The organism is Hydrogenophaga luteola (assembly GCF_042648585.1).
In the GTDB taxonomy this organism is placed as follows: domain Bacteria; phylum Pseudomonadota; class Gammaproteobacteria; order Burkholderiales; family Burkholderiaceae_C; genus Hydrogenophaga; species Hydrogenophaga luteola.
This window is the reverse complement of the sequence record NZ_JBHRXX010000010.1, coordinates 129,737-146,648: the sequence shown is the minus strand read 5'-3', so window position 1 is coordinate 146,648 and position 16,912 is coordinate 129,737. Positions and strand designations below refer to the sequence as shown.

Here is a 16,912-nt window from a genome sequence, read left to right as displayed (position 1 = left end):
GCGGCCAGCGCCCTACCATGCGGGATCTCAACTGGAGGAACCCATGGCACTGCAGCTCTACATCGGCAACAAGAACTACTCGTCCTGGTCCATGCGCCCCTGGGTGCTGTTGACCGGGGCCGGCATCCCCTTTGAAGAAAAAATGGTGCGCTTCGACTCGTTCGATGCGCAATCGGCCTTCAAGTCGGTGGTTGCAGCCATCAACCCGGTGGGCAAGGTGCCGGTGCTGGTGGACGAAGGTTTCGTGGTCTGGGACACGCTGGCGATCGCCGAGTACCTGGCCGAGCGTTTTCCCGAGAAGCACCTGTGGCCGTCCGACGCGAAGGCCCGTGCGCGGGCACGCAGCGTCTGCGCCGAGATGCACAGCGGCTTCACGGCCCTGCGCAGCCACTGCCCGATGAACATCGAGGCCTCGCTGCCCGAGGCCGGCCGCATCGTCTGGCGCGACCAGGCCGGCGTGCGCGCCGACATCGCGCGGCTTGAAGCCATGTGGACCGGCCTGCTGGCCGAACACGGCGGGCCGATGCTGTTCGGCGATTTCGGCATCGCCGACGCCTACTTCGCCCCGGTGTGCTCGCGCATCCGCACCTACGCCCTGCCCGTGAGCCCCACAGTGGCGGCGTACGTGGACCGCGTGCACCAGCTGCCGGCGGTGCAGACCTGGGTCCAGCAGGCCCTGGCCGAACACGACTTCATCGACTTCGACGAGCCCTACCGCAGCCGGCCCTGACGCCAGCCGACGCGACCACAGGACGGACCCCATGCAGGTCGCCGTTCACATCGTCAACGCCTTCCCCGATGCCCCCGGCGGCGGCAACCCCGCCGGCGTGGTGCTGGACGCTGACGCGCTGACCGCGGCCCAGAAACTGTCGATTGCGCGGCAGGTGGGCCTGTCCGAGACCGCGTTCGTTTCGGCGTCGCAGATGGCCTCCGTCAGGCTGGAGTTCTTCACGCCTACGCGACAGATCGCCCACTGCGGGCACGCGACCATCGCCACCTTCTCCCTGCTCCGACAACAGGGCGTGCTCGGGGAAGGCCGCTTCTCGAAGGAGACGGTGGACGGTCCCCGCGACATCCTGCTGGACGGCGACATGGCCTTCATGGAGCAGACCGCGCCGACCTACACCCGTGTCGACCCCGCATCGGAGCTGGGCGCCCGGATCGCGTCGTCCCTGGGACTTCTGCCAGCGCAGGGAACAGGTGGGGTGGCCCCGCATGTGGTCAGCACGGGCAACGCCTTTCTGCTGGTCGCCCTGCCGGACGCGCGTGCCCTGGCCAACCTCACCCCCCGGCAGGACCTGGTGCAGGCCATCAGTGACGAGCTGGACCTGATCGGCTTCTACGCCTTCACCACGGAAACGCAGCGTCCGGGTCGCCATGCAGGCGCGCGCATGTTCGCACCCCGGTTCGGCATTCCCGAGGAGGCAGGCACCGGCATGGCAGCGGGGCCGCTGGCCTGCCTGCTGCACGACGTGCTGGGCGTCCCGGATCGGGTGCTGCTCATCGAGCAAGGCTGGTTAATGCACCCCCCGTCGCCGAGCCTGATCCGGGTGGTGCTGGAACACGAGCAAGGCCGCATCACCCGCCTGATGGCCGGTGGTACTGGCCGCATCAGCCGGTCGATGGTGCTGGAGGTCTGACCGCGCACGCTGGTGGGAGGCAGGCCGCTGTCTACACTTGCGGCATGGACATCTACCTGGTGGGCGGCGCCGTGCGCGACGCCCTGCTCGCCCGCGACACCGCCGCCGCTGCCCACGTGGACCGCGACTGGGTGGTCGTTGGGGCCACGCCCGAGGCCATGGCGGCTCAGGGTTTTCTGCCGGTCGGCAAGGACTTCCCGGTCTTCCTGCACCCGCAGACGCGCGAGGAGTACGCGCTGGCCCGCACCGAGCGCAAGACCGCCCCCGGCTACCACGGCTTTGCCTTCCACACCGACCCCGGCGTCACGCTGGAACAGGACCTGGCGCGGCGCGACCTGACCATCAACGCGATGGCGGTGGCCCAGGCCGAGTCCGACGACCCGGCGCGCGCCGCACTGATCGACCCCTACGGCGGCTGGAGCGACCTGCAGAACCGCGTGTTGCGCCACGTCACCGGCGCCTTCGCCGAAGACCCGGTGCGCATCCTGCGGCTGGCGCGTTTCGCCGCCCGCTTCCCCGACTTCACAGTCGCGCCCGACACGCAGGCGCTGATGGCACACATGGTCGAAGACGGCGAGGTCGACCACCTGGTGCCCGAGCGGGTCTGGCAGGAGCTCTCGCGCGGCCTGATGGAGCAGCGGCCCAGCCGCATGTTCGAGGTGCTCAGGGACTGCGGCGCGCTGGTGCGGCTGCTGCCCGAAGTGGACCGGCTCTGGGGCGTGCCGCAGCGCGCGGACTACCACCCGGAAGTGGACACTGGCGTGCACCTGATGATGGTGCTGGACATGAGCGCCCGCCTGGGCGCCAGCCTGCCGGTGCGCTTCGCCTGCCTGTGCCACGACCTGGGCAAGGGCACGACGCCGGCCGACGTGCTGCCACGCCACATCGACCATGAAGTGCGCAGCGCAGAGCTGCTCAAGGACGTGTGCGAGCGCTGGCGCGTGCCGCGCGAATGCCGGGAACTGGCCGACGTGGTGGCGCGCGAACACGGCCACATCCACCGCTGCGAAGGGCTGGGTGCGGCGGCGCTGCTGCGGCTGCTGGAGCGCTGCGACGCGATCCGCCGCCCGGAGCGTTTTGACGAGGTGCTGCTGGCCTGCGAGTGCGACGCCCGGGGGCGCCTGGGCTTTGAGGAACAGGCCTATCCCCAGCGCGAACGGATGCAGGGCGCGCTGCGCGCGGCGCAGACGGTCGACAGCGGGGTCATTGCTCGCCAGGTGATGCAGCAGATCGGGCGATCGCGCGAGAATGTTGCCGATCTGCCCGCGGCCGACGCCGGCCCGCGCATCGCCCAGGCCCTGCACGCCGCCCGCGCGGCCGCCGTGGCCCAGGCGCTGAAAGCGGAGAGCCCGACCTAGGAGACGGCCATGGCCCAGCGCAACCCGTTCAACCCCACCCTGGCCGACGGCATCCGCCGCTACGGGTTCCGCAAGTGGTACGAACGGGAGCTGCTCTCCAGCCACGCCCACATGGCGCTGGCGCTGCTGGCCTCGGTGGCCCTGATCGCCAGCTTCGAGGCCTTCCAGGGTGGCAGCTGGGGCGAGAAGCTGCTGGACACGGGCTTCGTGCTGGCCTGTGCGGCGATCGCGCTGTGGGCGCTGCGGCGCTACCTCTACCTGCTGATGCACGCCGAGGAAATGGCCAACCAGGCCAACTGCGGCCAGTGCAAGGCCTACGGCCTGCTGCTGGTGCCGGACGACGCCCGCAGCGATGCGCGGCGGCTGGTGCCGGTGTGCTGCAAGCGCTGCGGCTTCCGCTGGGACATGCAGGACGGCTGAGCCGCTCGCCGGATAATCGGACGCATGGCCCATTTGCTGATTGTTGAAGACGACGAACTGCTGCGCGACGGCCTGAGTGCCCAGCTCATGCAGGCCGGTCACCGCATCGACACCGCGGTCGATGGCGAGCAGGCGCTCAGCCGCCTGGACACCGAGGCCTACGAAGGCGTGGTGCTCGACCTGGGCCTGCCCAGGGTGGATGGCCTGACCGTGCTGCGCCGCCTGCGCCAGCGCCTGCCCGCGCTGCCGGTGCTGATCCTGACCGCGCGCGACGGCATCGAGGACCGGGTCGAGGGCCTGAATGCCGGCGCCGACGACTACCTCACCAAACCCTTCAACCGCGACGAGCTGCTGGCGCGCCTGCAGTCCATGCTGCGCCGTGCCAGCCTGCCGGCCTTCGGCCCCAGCCCGCAGGTGCCGCCACCGCCCGCGCCAGGCACGCTGCGGCTGGACCCGGTGCTGCCGCGCGCCTGGCTGGGCAACGAGGTGATCGACCTGACCCAGCGCGAGTGGTCGCTGCTGGACCTGCTGGTGCGCCACAGCGGCCAGGTGGTCAGTCGCGAGGATGTGCTGGCGGTCTGGCAGTCCGACCCCGGCGAAACAGGGGTGACCTCCAACGCGCTGGAGGTCTACGTGCACCGCCTGCGGCGCAAGCTCGCCGGCTCGACACTGAACATCCGCAACATCCGCGGCCTCGGGTACCTGCTGGAAAACACCGGCGCGCCATGACGGCCGCGACCACCACCCGGCTCTCGCTGCGGCGCCAGCTGCTGCTGTGGCTGCTGCTGCCGCAGCTGGTGCTCTGGGCCGGTGGCGGCCTGCTGGCCTACCGCATCGCGCTGTCCTACGCCGAGAAGGGCATCGACCAGTCGCTGACCCAGTCGGTGCGGGCGCTGGCACGCCAGGTCAAACCCATCGGCTCGGGCCTGCTGATCGACTTTCCACGCGCGGCGCAGGACGTGCTGGAGCAGGACCCGAAGGACCGCATCAGCTACATGGTGTCCTCGCCACCGGGTCAGTTCCTGCTCGGCAACCAGACACTGCCGCAGCCGCCTGAGGGCACGGTCGGCACCGAGGAGCCCCTGCTCTACGCCTCCGAGATCGACGGCAAGCCGCTGCGCATCGTGGCGCTGGACGTGAACTACGGCGAGGTCAATGCGCCGCAGACCCTGCGCGTGCAGGTCGGCAAGAGCCTGGCGGTGCAGCAGCGCATCGCGCGCGAGCTGATCGCCGACATGCTGGCTCCGCTGCTGGCGGCCGGCGTGCTGCTGAGCCTGGCGGTGTACGGCGGCATCCAGCGCGGCCTGGCGCCGCTGACGCGACTGACGGCCCAGCTGGAGAACCGCTCGGTCAACGCACTCTCGCCCATCGGCATGACGCAGGCGCCCAACGAGGTGCACGCGCTGGTGCAGGCCATCAACGGCCTGCTGGATGAGGTGGCGCGCAACGTGAACCAGGAGAAGCGCTTCATCAACGATGCGGCGCACCAGCTGCGCACGCCGCTGGCCGGGCTGATCAGCCAGGTCGAGCTGGCGCAGCGCGAGAACAGCGACCCGGTGCTGGGCGCACGCCTGACCAAGGTGCGCACCGGCGCCGAACGCAGCGCCCACCTGGTGCACCAGCTGCTCACACTGGCCCGTACCGAAACCACGGCGCGGCGCGAGCCGCTGGATCTGGCGGCCCTGGCGCGCGACGTGGCGCGGGAATGGACCCCGCGCGCGGTGGCCGCCGGGGTGGACCTGGGCTTCGAGGGCGAGGAGCACCGCATGGTGGAGGGCGACGCGCTGCAGCTGCGCGAGGCCATGGCCAACCTGATCGACAACGCCCTGCGCTACACGCCACGCGGCAGCGCGGTGACGCTCAAGGTCGAGGCCGACGGCGAGCGCACGCGCCTGCTGGTGGAGGACAACGGCCCCGGCCTGTCGGAGGCCGACATGGCCCATGTGTTCCAGCGCTTCTGGCGCGCCAGCGAGCTGCCGGGCGGCTGTGGCCTCGGGCTGGCCATCGTCCGCGAGATCGCTCGCCGCCACGGCGGCGAGGCGACGGCCGAACACCTGCAACCCCATGGGCTGCGGGTGGTTCTGCGACTGAACTGAGCCTTCAGCCGACGAACAGCGAACTCGAATCCATCTCGGTGATGCGCGCGCCCGTGGTCTTGTCGAACCAGTTGTTGTGACGGCCGCTGACCGTCATGCCGACGTTGTCACCCACCGCCACCTTGGTGTTGGCCGCCTCGCGCACCGTGATCAGGCCCACAGCCGTTTTCACCACCACGTAGGTGTCGGCGCCGGTCGGCTCCACCAGCACCACCTCGCCGCGCCAGCTGGCGTCGGCGTTCAGGTGGATGTGCTCGGGCCGCTGGCCCAGCGTGGCCTCCGGGCCTTCCGGGCAGGGAATGTCCAGCGCGCCGCCTTCGAACACGAAGCGGCCGCCCTCACCGGCGCGCTCGACACGGCCGTTGATGAAGTTCATGGTCGGCGAGCCGATGAAGCCGCCCACATAGGTGTTGGCCGGACGGCGGTAGATCTGGTCGGGCGTGCCGATCTGCTGCAGGATGCCGTCCTTCATCACCGCGATGCGGCTGCCCAGGGTCATGGCCTCGATCTGGTCGTGCGTCACATACACCGTGGTGATGCCGCTGTGCTGGTGCAGGCGCTTGATCTCGGCGCGCATCTCCACGCGCAGCTTGGCGTCCAGGTTGGACAGCGGCTCGTCGAACAGGAACAGCTGCGGGTCGCGCGCCAGGGCACGGCCCATGGCCACGCGCTGGCGCTGTCCACCCGAGAGCTGGGCCGGCCGGCGGTCCAGCAGGTGCTGGATCTGCAGGATGGCCGCCACTTCCTGGATGCGCTTCTCGCGCTCGGCCTTGGGCACCTTGCGCATCTCCAGCGCGAAGCCGATGTTGTCGGCCACGCTCATGGTCGGGTAGAGCGCGTAGCTCTGGAACACCATGGCGATGTCGCGCTGCGCCGGCGGCATGCCGATCACGTTCTTGCCGCCGATGTGCAGCTCGCCTTCGGTGGGCTCTTCGAGGCCGGCAATGATGTTCAGCAGCGTGGACTTGCCGCAGCCCGAGGGGCCGACCAGGATGAGGAACTCGCCCGGCGCGACGTCGATGTCGATGCGCTTGAGCACCTCGACCGCCTTGTCGCCCTTGCCGAAAGCCTTGCGGATGCCCTTGATGTGGAGTGGAGAAGCCATGTGATTCAACCTTTGACGGCGCCGGCCGTCAGACCCTTGACGAAGTACTGGCCCGCGAGGACGTAGACCAGCATGGTGGGCAGGCCGGCGATGATCGCCGCGGCCATGTCCACGTTGTAGTTCTTGACGCTGCTGGTGGTGTTGGCCATGTTGTTCAGGCCCACAGTCACCGGCTTGCTGTCGGCGCCGCTGAAGGCCACGCCGAACAGGAAGTCGTTCCAGATGTTGGTGAACTGCCAGATGAGCGTCACCATCATGATGGGCGTGGACATCGGCAGCACGATGCGCCAGAAGATGCGCCAGAAGCCCGCGCCGTCGATGCGCGCGGCGTTCACCAGTTCGCGCGGTACCGCGGTGTAGTAGTTGCGGAAGAACAGTGTGGTGCCGGCCATGCCGGCCAGGCAGTGCACCAGCACCAGCCCGCCGATGGAGCTGGACAGCCCCAGCCAGCCCAGCACCTGGCTCATGGGCAGCAGCACCACCTGGAACGGCATGAACACGCCGAACAGCAGAAAGCCGAACAGCACCTCCGAGCCGCGGAACTTCCACATGGACAGCACGTAGCCGTTGATGGCGCCCCAGGCGGTGGAAATCAGCACCGCGGGCACCGCCATGAACACGGAGTTCATGAAGTAGGGCTTGAGGCCGCGGCAGTCGACGCCGGTGCAGGCGGTGTTCCAGGCCAGGTGCCAGGCGTCCAGGTTGAGCGAGGTCGGCAGGCTCAGCAGGTTGCCGGCGCGCAGCTGGTCGGCGTCCTTGAACGAGGTGACGACCATCACGTACAGCGGCGCCAGGAAGAACAGCGCCGCCACCAGCAGCAGGCCGTAGGTGAACACCCGGCCGAAGGTCAGGGATTTAGCGGTCATGGGGCTTGCTCCGCAGTTCGCTGTACAGATAGGGCACCACGATGGCCGCCACGGTCGCCAGCATCATGGTGGCGCTGGCTGCGCCCAGGCCGATCTGGCCGCGCGTGAAGCTCATGGTGTACATGAAGGTGGCGGGCACATCGGTGGCGTAACCGGGGCCGCCGGCGGTGAGGGCCATCACCAGGTCGAAGCTCTTGATCGACAGGTGCGAGAGCACCAGGATGGTGGAGAACACCACCGGGCGCAGGATGGGCAGGATGATGCGCCAGTAGATCAGCGGCAGCGAGGCGCCGTCGATCTGGGCCGCCTTGATGATGCTGTCGTCGATGCCGCGCAGGCCGGCCAGGAACAGCGCCATCGCAAAGCCGGCCGACTGCCAGATGCCCGCGATCACCACGCAGTAGATGGCGTAGTCGGACTGCACCAGCCAGTCGAAATTGAAGCTGGTCCAGCCCAGATCGTGCATCAGCTTCTGCAGGCCGTCGCTGGGGTTGAGGATCCACTTCCAGGCCGTACCGGTCACGATGAACGACAGCGCCATGGGGTAGAGGTAGATGGTGCGCAGCCAGCCTTCGGCGCGGATCTTCTGGTCCAGGAAGATCGCCAGCACCATGCCGACCAGCATCGAGCCGCCAACATAGAGCACGCTGAAGATGCCCAGGTTCTTGAGGGCCACGTACCAGCGGTCCATGGTCCACAGCTGCGCGTACTGCTCCAGGCCCACGAAGTTCTCGTAGTTGGGCAGCATGCGCGAGCCGGTCATGGACAGCACGCCGTTCCAGATCATCAGCCCGTAGATGAAGGCAAAGCCGAGCACGAAGCCCGGTGCGATCACCAGCTTGGGCAGCAGGTTTTCAAAGGATTTCATTGCGGGGACTTCTGTGGGCCGGCCGCCAGGGCCAGCAGTTGTTTCTGTGCGTCATTGACCGACATCTGCGGGTTGTTCCAGAAATCCGAGACCAGCTTGCGCATCTGCGCCTGCTGCCCCGGGGCGAGTGCCATGCCATGGGCCACCGAGGGCACCAGGGTGCCGGCCTTGGCGGTCTTGCCAAAGTCCTGGGCGGAGACTTTGGCGCATTCGTCGAATTTGTCCATGGCCACGTTCTGCCGCACCGGGATCGAGCCCTTGCGCAGGTTGAAGCGCTCCTGGAAGTCCTGCCCCATCAGCAGATAGGCCAGGTAGCCCTGGGCTTTCTGCGCCTCCCAGGCCTTGAGCTGGAACATGGCGAAGGAATCGACGTTGTAGGTGAAGGCCTCGGCCGTGCCGGGCGCCGGGAAGCAGCGGAAGTCCTTGCCCGGCTGCTGGCCGGCGGCGAGGAACTCGCCCTTGGCCCAGTCGCCCATGAACTGGAAGCCCGCCCTGCCCTTGATGACCAGGTCGGTGGTGGCGTTCCAGTCGCGGCCGGGCGAGGCGGCATCGACATAGCCGCGCAGGCGCCGGAAGGTGTCGAGCGAACGGCGCATGGTGTCGCTGCCCAGGGCCTGCGCATCCAGCTTCACCAGGGCCGCGTCGTAGAACTTCGCACCGCCCACGCCCAGCACCACCGACTCGAAGGTGGTGAAGTCCTGCCAGTCCTGGCCACCGTGGGCCAGGGCGATCAGACCGGCCGAACGCACCTTGTCGGCGGCCTTGAAGAATTCGTCGAAATTGCGCGGCGCCTCGTTCACGCCCGCCTGGCGCAGCACCTCGGCGTTGGCCCAGAGCCAGTTCACCCGGTGCACGTTGACCGGCACGGCCACGTAGCGGCCCTTGTGCTTCATCTGGTCGGCCACCACCTTGGGCAGCACCTCGTCCCAGCGGTCGAAGGAGGCCATGGCGTCCAAGTTAGTCAGCGCGCCCAGCGCCGCCCACTCCTGGATCGCCGGGCCCTTGATGTTGGCCGCGGCCGGCGGGTTGCCCGCCAGCACACGGGCCTTGAGCACGTCCATGGCGTTCTGCCCGCCACCGCCGACCACCGCAAAGTCTTTCCAGCTGTGGCCGCGCTGGGCCATCAGGCCTTTGAGTTCGGCGAGCGACTTGGCCTCGCCACCCGAGGTCCAGTAGTGCAGCACCTCGACCTCACCCGCCCGGACACCGGAGCCGGCGGCCAGCAACAGCGACGCCAGCAGCGGCGCGCACACGCGACGGAAGCCTTGGTGATGGAGCATGGTGAAGCGAGGAGAAGGGGTGGCGGGCGTCCGGCGGGCAACACCCGTCCCACCCTCCCCGGTGACGGGGCGGATGAAAACCGGGTGTGGCACCGGACGGGACTTACTTGGTGGTCGCGGCCTTGGCGATGTTCTTCACACCGTCGGCGACCGAGATCTTGTCGTCGTTCCAGAACTGGCTGACGGCGTCCTTGATGGCGCCTTCAGCGGCCGGGCTGACCGCCATGCCGTGGGCGATCGAGGGCACCAGGCCACCGCTCTTGGCGGTGTCGACGAAGTCCTTGCTGGAGAGCTTGGCGCAGTCGTCGAACTTGTCCATCTTCATGCCCAGACGGACCGGGATGGAGCCCTTGTTCAGGTTGAAGACTTCCTGGAACTCGTTGCCCATGATGGCGGCGGCCAGGTCGCCCTGGGCCTTCTGGGCGGCGGCGTCCTTGAGCTTGAACATCGCGAACGAGTCGACGTTGAAGGTGTAGGCGTTGCCCGTGCCCGGGGCGGCGGCGCAGATGTAGTCCTTGCCCGGCACCTTGCCGGCGGCGGTGAACTCGCCCTTGGCCCAGTCACCCATGAACTGGAACGCGGCCTTCTCCTGGATCACCATGGCCGTGGCCAGGTTCCAGTCGCGGCCCGGGGCGGCGGGGTCGGTGTAGGACTTGATCTTGCGGAAGGTTTCCAGCGACTTGGTCATGGTCGGGCTGGTCAGGGCCTTCTGGTCCAGCTTGACCAGGGCGTCCTGGTAGAACTTGGCGCCACCGACGCCCAGCACCACCGATTCAAAGGTGGTGAAGTCCTGCCAGTTCTGGCCACCGTGGGCCACAGGAATCAGGCCGGCGGCCTTGACCTTGTCGGCGGCGGCGAAGAACTCGTCCCAGGTCTTGGGCGCGCTGGCCACGCCGGCCTTCTTCAGCACATTGGCGTTGGCCCACATCCAGTTGACGCGGTGCACGTTCACCGGCGCGGCCACGTAGTTGCCCTTGTATTTCATGACATCGGCGACCACGCCGGGCAGCAGGCTGTCCCACTTCTCGGCCTTGGCGACGGCGTCCAGATTGGCCAGCACGCCTTCGTTCGCCCATTCCTGGATGCCGGGGCCCTTGATCTGGGCGGCGGCGGGCGGGTTGCCGGCGACGACGCGGCTCTTCAGCACGGTCATGGCGGCGTCACCACCACCGCCGGCCACGGCGAAGTCCTTCCAGGTGTGGCCCTTGCTCTGCATGATCTTCTTGAGCTCGCCCACCGACTTGGCCTCACCGCCCGAGGTCCACCAGTGCAGGACTTCCACCTCGCCAGCGACGGCGGCGGAGCCGGCCATCACGAAGGCAACGGCGGTGGCGAGTTTCGAGAGTTTCATCATCATGTCTCCAGTAAAGAAGGGACGCCGCACGCGAGGGCGTGCACGGCGCGGAACCATCCAGAGCGGCACCATGCCGCCGGATGTCTGTAATTTATCTTTAATTAAAGAAATATTACATCCGCAGAAACCCGAGGTCCCTGCCCTTCCACTCCGCTGGTGACAAAGTTTCAGCGGTGGCCGTCCAGCGCGCGGGCCGCGCCCAGCAGCGCGGGCGACTGGGCCGAGGTGATGACCCAGACCGGCATGCCCTGCAGCAGACCGGTGAAGCGGCCCTTGTTGTCGAAGCGCTCGCGGAAGGGCGAGCTGTCGAACCAGGCCCCCAGGCGCGGCACGATGCCGCCGCCCACGTACACCCCGCCGCGCGCGCCCAGCGTCAGCGCCAGGTTGCCGGCCACCGAGCCCAGCATGGCGCAGAAGATGTTCAGGGTCTCCAGCGCCTGCGGGTGGCCGGCCTTGAGCGCGGCCGCGCTCACCGCGCTGGCGGAATCGAGCCCCTGGACCGTCACGCCGTCGGCCTCGCAGAGGATGGCGCAGGTGTCGACCAGGCCCTGGCCGCAGCAGACACGCTCGGCCGAGGCATGGCCGTAGCGGCGGATCAGACCGTCCATGACGATGCGCTCGCGCGCGGTGGTCGCGGGCAGCGTGACGTGGCCGCCCTCGCCCTCCAGCGGCACCCAGCCGCCGCGGCCGTCTGGCAACAGTCCGGAGACACCCAGCCCGGTGCCGGCGCCGACCAGGCCCATGGCCACGCCGGGCACCGCCGCGCCGCCACCGACCTGGCGCAGTTCGTCCGCCGGCAGGTCCGGCAGGGCCAGGGCCAGGGCGGTGAAGTCGTTGAGCATGCGCAGCGTGCGCAGGCCGAACTCGGCCTTGACAGCGGACTGGGAGAAGGCCCAGTCGTGGTTGGTCATGCGGACCTGGTCGCCGGTGATCGGGTTGGCGATGGCAATGGCCACCGCCGCGGGCGCGCCGCGGCCCAGGCCGTCGAGGTAGGCGTGCATCGCCGCCTGCAGCGTGGGGTACTGCGCACCGGGGAGCACCTGCACGTCGGTGATCGGCGCGCCGGGTGCGGCCTGCCAGGCGAAACGGGCGTTGGTGCCGCCGATGTCGGCCAGCAGCCGGGCGGTGTCGGAGGGGGTCAGGGACATGGCATCGGTTCCGGAAAAGGTCCCGGAATTATGCCGGAGCTGTAACCAAATTACAGCCGCCCTGCCCCTAACGGGTGCTTCAGGCGAGCTGCGAGCGGGTCCAGCGCACGATGTCGGCCGCACCCATGGCACCCGGCTGACGCGCCACCTCGCGACCGTTCACGAACAGCGCCAGCGTCGGGATGCTGCGGATGTTCAGCCGCGCGCCCAGCGCCTGCGCTTCTTCGGTGTTGACCTTGGCCAGGCGCACATGGGGTTCCAGCTGCTTCGCCGCCGCCGCGAACTGCGGCGCCATCATGCGGCAGGGGCCGCACCAGGGGGCCCAGAAATCGACCAGCACAGGCAGCTGCGAGCGCGCGATGTGCTTCTCGAACGCTGCCTCGTCCAGCGCGACCGGGTGACCGTCGAACAGCGGGCGGTGGCACTTGCCGCAATCGGGGGTGGCCGACAGATCGGCCGGTGCCACGCGGTTGGTGGTGTGGCAGTGCGGGCAGACAACGTGCAGGGATTCGGTGGCGACGGTCATGGGCGGCTCCAGGGTTTCCGCGCAGATGGGGACCATCGGCACCACTTCAAGGGACACCCCGCAGGGTATGCAGCCGGTACTCAGATGACCTGGCCGATCAGGCTGGCGATGAAGCTCAGCAGGATGGTGGTGGTCAGCGGGATGAACCACTCGCGGCCGAAGGCCTTGAAGCGCAGGTCACCCGGCAGCTTGCCGAAGCCCAGCTTGTGCAGCAGCGGCGTAAACCAGCTGATCAGCAGCAGGGCCAGGAAGATGACGATCATCCAGCGGATCAATCTCGCACCCCGGTTGGCTTGGTAATGGAAGGGCTTGACCCAGTGGCGCCGCGGAACCGGCTTTGCCGGGCCGCAGTGGCCGCCCCCTGGAGGGGGTCACGCGAAGCGTGGCGGGGGTGCTTCATAGTCTGTGGGTGCGGTCGCCTGCAGCGAAACCGATGGGGTGCCAGCCTTCGGCGCTGGGCGCTGGCGCCAGGCCGATCACCTTGAACAGCTCGCCCATCTCGTGCTCGTTGACCAGCTTGGAGAGCATGGCGTTCTCGCGAGGGCCTGCGTCTTTCGCCACCTCCAGCAGGCCGCAGTTGATCAGGAAACGCCCCTGCGAGGTGTAGCCCAGCACCGCCATGCCGGCGTCCTGCGCGGCCAGCGCGATGCCGGTGAAGTTGACGTGGGCGGTGATGTCCTTGAGCCCCAGATCGGTCAGCGGGTCGTCGTCGCTGCGGTGCGCACGGTGGCAGATCAGCGTCCCCATGTGGCGCTGCGGGTGGTAGTACTCGGCCTCGGGGAAACCGTAGTCGATGAAGAACGCCGCACCGCGCACCAGGCGCTCGGCCAGCGTGCGGATGAAGGCCTCGCCCTGCATGTGGATCTCGGTCAGGTAGTCGTGCGGGCCCTCGATGTCCAGCGGCGGCCGCAGCGCGGTCGGCCGGTCGGCCCAGGCCAGGCGCCCGCCGTCGGCCAGTGCCACACCGCGCTCGTGCCAGGTGCCGTCGACCTGCCCGCCGACGCGGCGCAGCAGTTGAACCGGCATCGCGTCCAGCACCTCGTTGCCGATCACCACGCCGTCGAACACCTCGGGCAGCCGGTCGGCCCAGACCACCCGGTCCGCACGCCTGGCCAGCGTGGCCTGCTGGCGCTCGCGCAAGCTGCCCGAGAGGTCGACGATGGTGTAGCGGCGCAGCGGCTGGCCCAGGGCGTCGAGCGCGTCCAGCACCTGCAGCGCGAGAGCGCCGGTGCCGGCACCGAACTCCCAGACCTCGTCGGTGCCGGTGGCTTTCAGCGCCTGTGCCACCTGGCGCGCCAGGGTGTGGCCGAACAGCGGCGAGAGCTCGGGCGCGGTCACAAAGTCGCTGCCCTGCCCGGCCACGCCCTGCGGCATCTGGCCGAACTTCGGGGTGGCGTTGGCGTAGTAGCCCAGACCAGGCTCGTACAGGGCGATGGCCATGAAGCGGTCGAAGGGCAGCCAGCCGCCATGCTCGCGGATGGCCTCGGCCACGCGCTGCAGGAGGGCGCTCGTTACACTGCCGGGCTGGTTCACTGTGTCGGTGTTCACCCGCCGATTGTCCAGGATCGACCGCCCACCATGTCCGGAACTCCCCCCTCTTCCCCGCCCCCGATCCGCACCGCGCTGGTCACCGGTGCCGGCAAACGCCTGGGCCGCGAGATTGCGCTCACGCTGGCCCGCGCCGGCTGGAACGTCGCGGTGCACTTCCGGCAGTCGGCAGCCGAAGCCGGGCAGACCGCGCGCGACTGCGACGCGCTGACCGGACGCCCGGGCAGCGCCGCCACCTTCGGCGCCGACCTGGCCGACGAGGCGGCGGTGCGCGCCCTGCTGCCGGCCGTCGTGGCGCACTTCGGCGCAATCGACGCCGTGGTCAACAGCGCCTCGCTGTTCGAGCACGACGATGCCAGCAGCTTTGGTTTTGCCACCATGGAAAACCATCTGCGCAGCAACACCGGCGCGCCCATCCTGCTGGCGCAGGCGCTGCACGCGCACCTGGCCGCGCGCGATGCGGACGGTGCGGTGGTCAACCTGCTGGACCAGAAGCTCTGGAACCTCAACCCCGACTTCCTCAGCTACACCCTGTCCAAGGCCGCGCTCGAAGCCGCCACCGGCATGCTGGCGCTGGCGCTGGCGCCGCGCGTGCGCGTGGTCGGCGTGGCCCCGGGCCTGACGCTGACCAGCCACCTGCTCTCCGACGAGAAATTCCAGGCGCTGCACCGCCAGTCGCCGCTGGGCCGGTCGTCCACCCCGGAGGACGTGGCCGCCACCGTGGCCTTCGCGCTGGCCAACCGGTCCATCACCGGCACCACGCTGCTGGTCGACGGTGGCCAGCACCTGATGCGCTTCGAGCGCGACTTTTCGATGATGTGAGGCGGACGCCCATGAACACCCCGAACTACGCCGGCACCCAGATCCTCACGCTCACCGGGCTGCGCTTCGACGCCAACCTGGGCATCCTGGAGCACGAGAAGACCAGCCCGCAGCCGATCCAGGTAGACGCCGAGCTCAACCAGGGGACCCAGCCGCTGCTGCCGCACGACGACGACATCAGCCATGTGCTGGACTACCGCAAGGTGCGCCAGATCATCATCGACGAGTGCACCGCCGAACACGTCAACCTGCTGGAGAGCCTGATCGGCAAACTCACGCGGCGGCTGATGCAGCTGCCCGGCGTGATCGGCGTGCGCGTGAAGATCGCCAAGCTCGAAATCTTCGAGGACTGCGAGGTCGCGATCCGCATGGAGAGTGGGCAGTGGTGACCAGACCAGCGCCACCGGTGGATTCACCACATTGAGGCGCGTACCCCCTGTGCACCGGGAGGCCGGTTCACAGGGCCGGGCTGCGCAGCATGAGCTTGGGCGTCAACACCCTGCCCACCGAAGCGGGCAGCGAGCCGAATTTGCGTTCCATCTGCGGGCGCAGCCAGCAGATGGCCAGAAAACGGATCGATTCCGGCCGGCTGTTGTCACGGAACTCGTCGAGCGTCATGCGGCGTGTGGCGTCGCCGGCATAGATCACCTTGGCCAGCCGGCGGACGTTGTTGGTTGCCGTGGTGCCGATCCATTCCAGGCAGTCCGCAGGCAGCCGGTTGCCGTAGGCCTTGATGATCTCGTAGCTCAGGTCGTCCAGAACGGCCACCACCAGGCTGTCCAGGTCGCCCGCCAGCCGCTCCATCACCTCCTGGTGCGATGCGAACCGCGCCGGCTGGGCGGGTGGCTTGGTGGTGGAGCGCTGCGGCTCGCGGGTCTCGGCGCCCGTCATCAGAGGTCCCAGGCCAGCAAGGCTTCCGGGCCATGGAAGGCCACCCGGTAGAGCAGGGTCAGTTGCTCGGCCAAGCGGACGGCGCGGGGTGCGTCCTCGCCCAGGCCCATGGCCAGGCGCATCACTTCCCCACAGCTGGCGTCGATCTGCATTTCCAGCTGAGCGCCTTTCGAAGGAATGAGCCCTGAAATCTCCTCGCGAACGGCCACGAAATGCCGCGCCGCCAGCCAGGCGAAGGGCGCATCGCTCATCCTGAGCATCATGGACGCCACCCGCCAGGGGATGCCCAGCATCGGGGCCGGTTCCACATCCGACAACTTCAGCAGGTCCAGCGTTTCCTCCCACAGCCGGGCCAGTTCCGTCCGGCCCGAACGGGACTGGAGCCAGTCGTCCATGGACCGTCCCGACAGCAGCACACACAGCGCGGCCAGCTGCAGCATCGTCTGGCCCCACTGCACCGCCCGCATGTCCGGCCGCAGGTCCACCACGCAACCCGCCCGCTCGAAGCAGCCCTGCCAGCGGGCCAGGCGGCTGTTGGCGGTGAGGCACAGCAGCGGTTTTGCGGACCCGCCCGGTGCCTGGGGCTGCGCCGACGCCGCGCCGGACCGGACCACACAGCGGATCCACTGAAGCCTGGGCGCTGCGTTCGCGGCCCAGGACAGGCGGCGGATCCCGGGCAACAGCGCGACCACCGGGGTTCCGGTGATCACCAGGCGCTCCAGCCGCTGGGCCTCGCTCAACGCACGGTCCGGGTTGACCCCGAACAGGACCAGGTCCACCGGGCCATGCACCTCCTCGGCCGGCAACCCGCTCTCCGCAGGCCATTCGTCCATGTCGGCCAGAAAGCTCACAGCGACACCGGCCTGGCGCAGGGCCATCCCCAGGCGGACAGCATCCTCATGGGCACCCACAACAAGCACATGATTCGGGTTCATTTCCATCGCTGCAGGACCTCGTCATCCAGATAGATTGACCACTCATCACAAAGCG

At 68.7% G+C, this 16,912-nt stretch carries 19 protein-coding genes; 8 read left to right on the top strand and 11 right to left on the bottom strand.

Annotation, left to right across the window (positions count from 1 at the left end):
* The first annotated feature begins 43 nt into the window (after positions 1–43).
* Genes ACFOPI_RS22530 through ACFOPI_RS22505 form a run of 6 tightly spaced genes read left to right on the top strand, consistent with a single transcriptional unit; the run spans position 44 to position 5,514 of the window.
* Entirely contained in the window at positions 44–730 is a 687-nt protein-coding gene (locus ACFOPI_RS22530) for a glutathione S-transferase family protein (RefSeq protein WP_382179171.1), read from the top strand.
* Positions 731–761: 31 nt separating this feature from the next.
* Positions 762–1,640, top strand: a complete 879-nt coding sequence (locus tag ACFOPI_RS22525) for a PhzF family phenazine biosynthesis protein (RefSeq protein ID WP_382179168.1) — start codon at positions 762–764, stop codon at positions 1,638–1,640.
* Between the two features lie 44 nt (positions 1,641–1,684).
* The gene (locus ACFOPI_RS22520; protein ID WP_382179165.1) at positions 1,685–2,998 is read left to right on the top strand and encodes a multifunctional CCA addition/repair protein; all 1,314 of its coding nucleotides are present in this window, start codon (positions 1,685–1,687) and stop codon (positions 2,996–2,998) included.
* A gap of 9 nt (positions 2,999–3,007) precedes the next feature.
* A complete protein-coding gene (locus ACFOPI_RS22515) occupies positions 3,008–3,418 on the top strand; it encodes a hypothetical protein (RefSeq protein ID WP_382179162.1) in 411 nt (136 codons plus the stop codon).
* 24 nt (positions 3,419–3,442) lie between these two features.
* Entirely contained in the window at positions 3,443–4,147 is a 705-nt protein-coding gene (locus ACFOPI_RS22510) for a response regulator transcription factor (RefSeq protein WP_066258045.1), read from the top strand.
* Positions 4,144–5,514: a sensor histidine kinase gene (locus ACFOPI_RS22505; RefSeq protein ID WP_382179158.1), complete on the top strand. Its 1,371-nt coding sequence runs from the start codon at positions 4,144–4,146 to the stop codon at positions 5,512–5,514. Before ACFOPI_RS22510 ends, ACFOPI_RS22505 begins: the two co-directional genes overlap by 4 nt.
* Positions 5,515–5,518: 4 nt before the next feature.
* Here the strand turns inward: ACFOPI_RS22505 and ACFOPI_RS22500 are convergent, their stop codons facing one another.
* The 9 genes from ACFOPI_RS22500 to ACFOPI_RS22460 all read right to left on the bottom strand — a co-directional run bounded on the left by ACFOPI_RS22500 (position 5,519) and on the right by ACFOPI_RS22460 (position 14,209).
* Entirely contained in the window at positions 5,519–6,619 is a 1,101-nt protein-coding gene (locus ACFOPI_RS22500) for an ABC transporter ATP-binding protein (protein WP_382179155.1), read from the bottom strand.
* Between the two features lie 5 nt (positions 6,620–6,624).
* The gene (locus ACFOPI_RS22495; protein ID WP_382179152.1) at positions 6,625–7,485 is read right to left on the bottom strand and encodes a carbohydrate ABC transporter permease; all 861 of its coding nucleotides are present in this window, start codon (positions 7,483–7,485) and stop codon (positions 6,625–6,627) included.
* Positions 7,475–8,353 carry a carbohydrate ABC transporter permease gene (locus ACFOPI_RS22490; protein WP_127804206.1) on the bottom strand — a complete coding sequence of 293 codons (879 nt, stop codon included), beginning with the start codon at positions 8,351–8,353 and terminating at the stop codon, positions 7,475–7,477. Before ACFOPI_RS22490 ends, ACFOPI_RS22495 begins: the two co-directional genes overlap by 11 nt.
* Positions 8,350–9,633: an ABC transporter substrate-binding protein gene (locus ACFOPI_RS22485; protein WP_382179147.1), complete on the bottom strand. Its 1,284-nt coding sequence runs from the start codon at positions 9,631–9,633 to the stop codon at positions 8,350–8,352. The genes ACFOPI_RS22490 and ACFOPI_RS22485 overlap by 4 nt, the downstream gene beginning before the upstream one ends.
* Positions 9,634–9,736: 103 nt before the next feature.
* Positions 9,737–10,987 (bottom strand): ABC transporter substrate-binding protein, encoded by a 1,251-nt coding sequence (locus ACFOPI_RS22480; RefSeq protein ID WP_382179810.1) that lies wholly within the window; start codon positions 10,985–10,987, stop codon positions 9,737–9,739.
* Positions 10,988–11,154: 167 nt separating this feature from the next.
* Positions 11,155–12,135, bottom strand: coding sequence for a glucokinase (gene glk / locus ACFOPI_RS22475; RefSeq protein ID WP_382179144.1), 981 nt, complete (start codon positions 12,133–12,135; stop codon positions 11,155–11,157).
* A 79-nt stretch (positions 12,136–12,214) separates the two neighbouring features.
* Positions 12,215–12,661: a thioredoxin TrxC gene (gene trxC, locus ACFOPI_RS22470; protein WP_382179141.1), complete on the bottom strand. Its 447-nt coding sequence runs from the start codon at positions 12,659–12,661 to the stop codon at positions 12,215–12,217.
* A gap of 80 nt (positions 12,662–12,741) precedes the next feature.
* Complete coding sequence (locus ACFOPI_RS22465; protein WP_382179138.1) at positions 12,742–12,936, bottom strand: DUF2905 domain-containing protein; 195 nt, start codon at positions 12,934–12,936, stop codon at positions 12,742–12,744.
* Between the two features lie 121 nt (positions 12,937–13,057).
* Positions 13,058–14,209: a class I SAM-dependent methyltransferase gene (locus ACFOPI_RS22460; RefSeq protein WP_382179135.1), complete on the bottom strand. Its 1,152-nt coding sequence runs from the start codon at positions 14,207–14,209 to the stop codon at positions 13,058–13,060.
* Between the two features lie 30 nt (positions 14,210–14,239).
* Between ACFOPI_RS22460 and ACFOPI_RS22455 the strand changes: the two genes are divergently transcribed.
* Both ACFOPI_RS22455 and ACFOPI_RS22450 read left to right on the top strand, forming a co-directional pair.
* Positions 14,240–15,031: an SDR family oxidoreductase gene (locus ACFOPI_RS22455; protein WP_382179132.1), complete on the top strand. Its 792-nt coding sequence runs from the start codon at positions 14,240–14,242 to the stop codon at positions 15,029–15,031.
* An 11-nt stretch (positions 15,032–15,042) separates the two neighbouring features.
* Positions 15,043–15,420, top strand: a complete 378-nt coding sequence (locus ACFOPI_RS22450) for a dihydroneopterin aldolase (protein ID WP_066258064.1) — start codon at positions 15,043–15,045, stop codon at positions 15,418–15,420.
* A 67-nt stretch (positions 15,421–15,487) separates the two neighbouring features.
* Here ACFOPI_RS22450 and ACFOPI_RS22445 read toward each other — a convergent pair whose 3' ends face one another.
* Positions 15,488–15,922, bottom strand: coding sequence for a hypothetical protein (locus ACFOPI_RS22445; protein WP_382179129.1), 435 nt, complete (start codon positions 15,920–15,922; stop codon positions 15,488–15,490).
* The gene (locus ACFOPI_RS22440) at positions 15,922–16,800 is read right to left on the bottom strand and encodes a hypothetical protein (RefSeq protein WP_382179126.1); all 879 of its coding nucleotides are present in this window, start codon (positions 16,798–16,800) and stop codon (positions 15,922–15,924) included. Before ACFOPI_RS22440 ends, ACFOPI_RS22445 begins: the two co-directional genes overlap by 1 nt.
* Positions 16,801–16,912 lie beyond the last annotated feature (112 nt).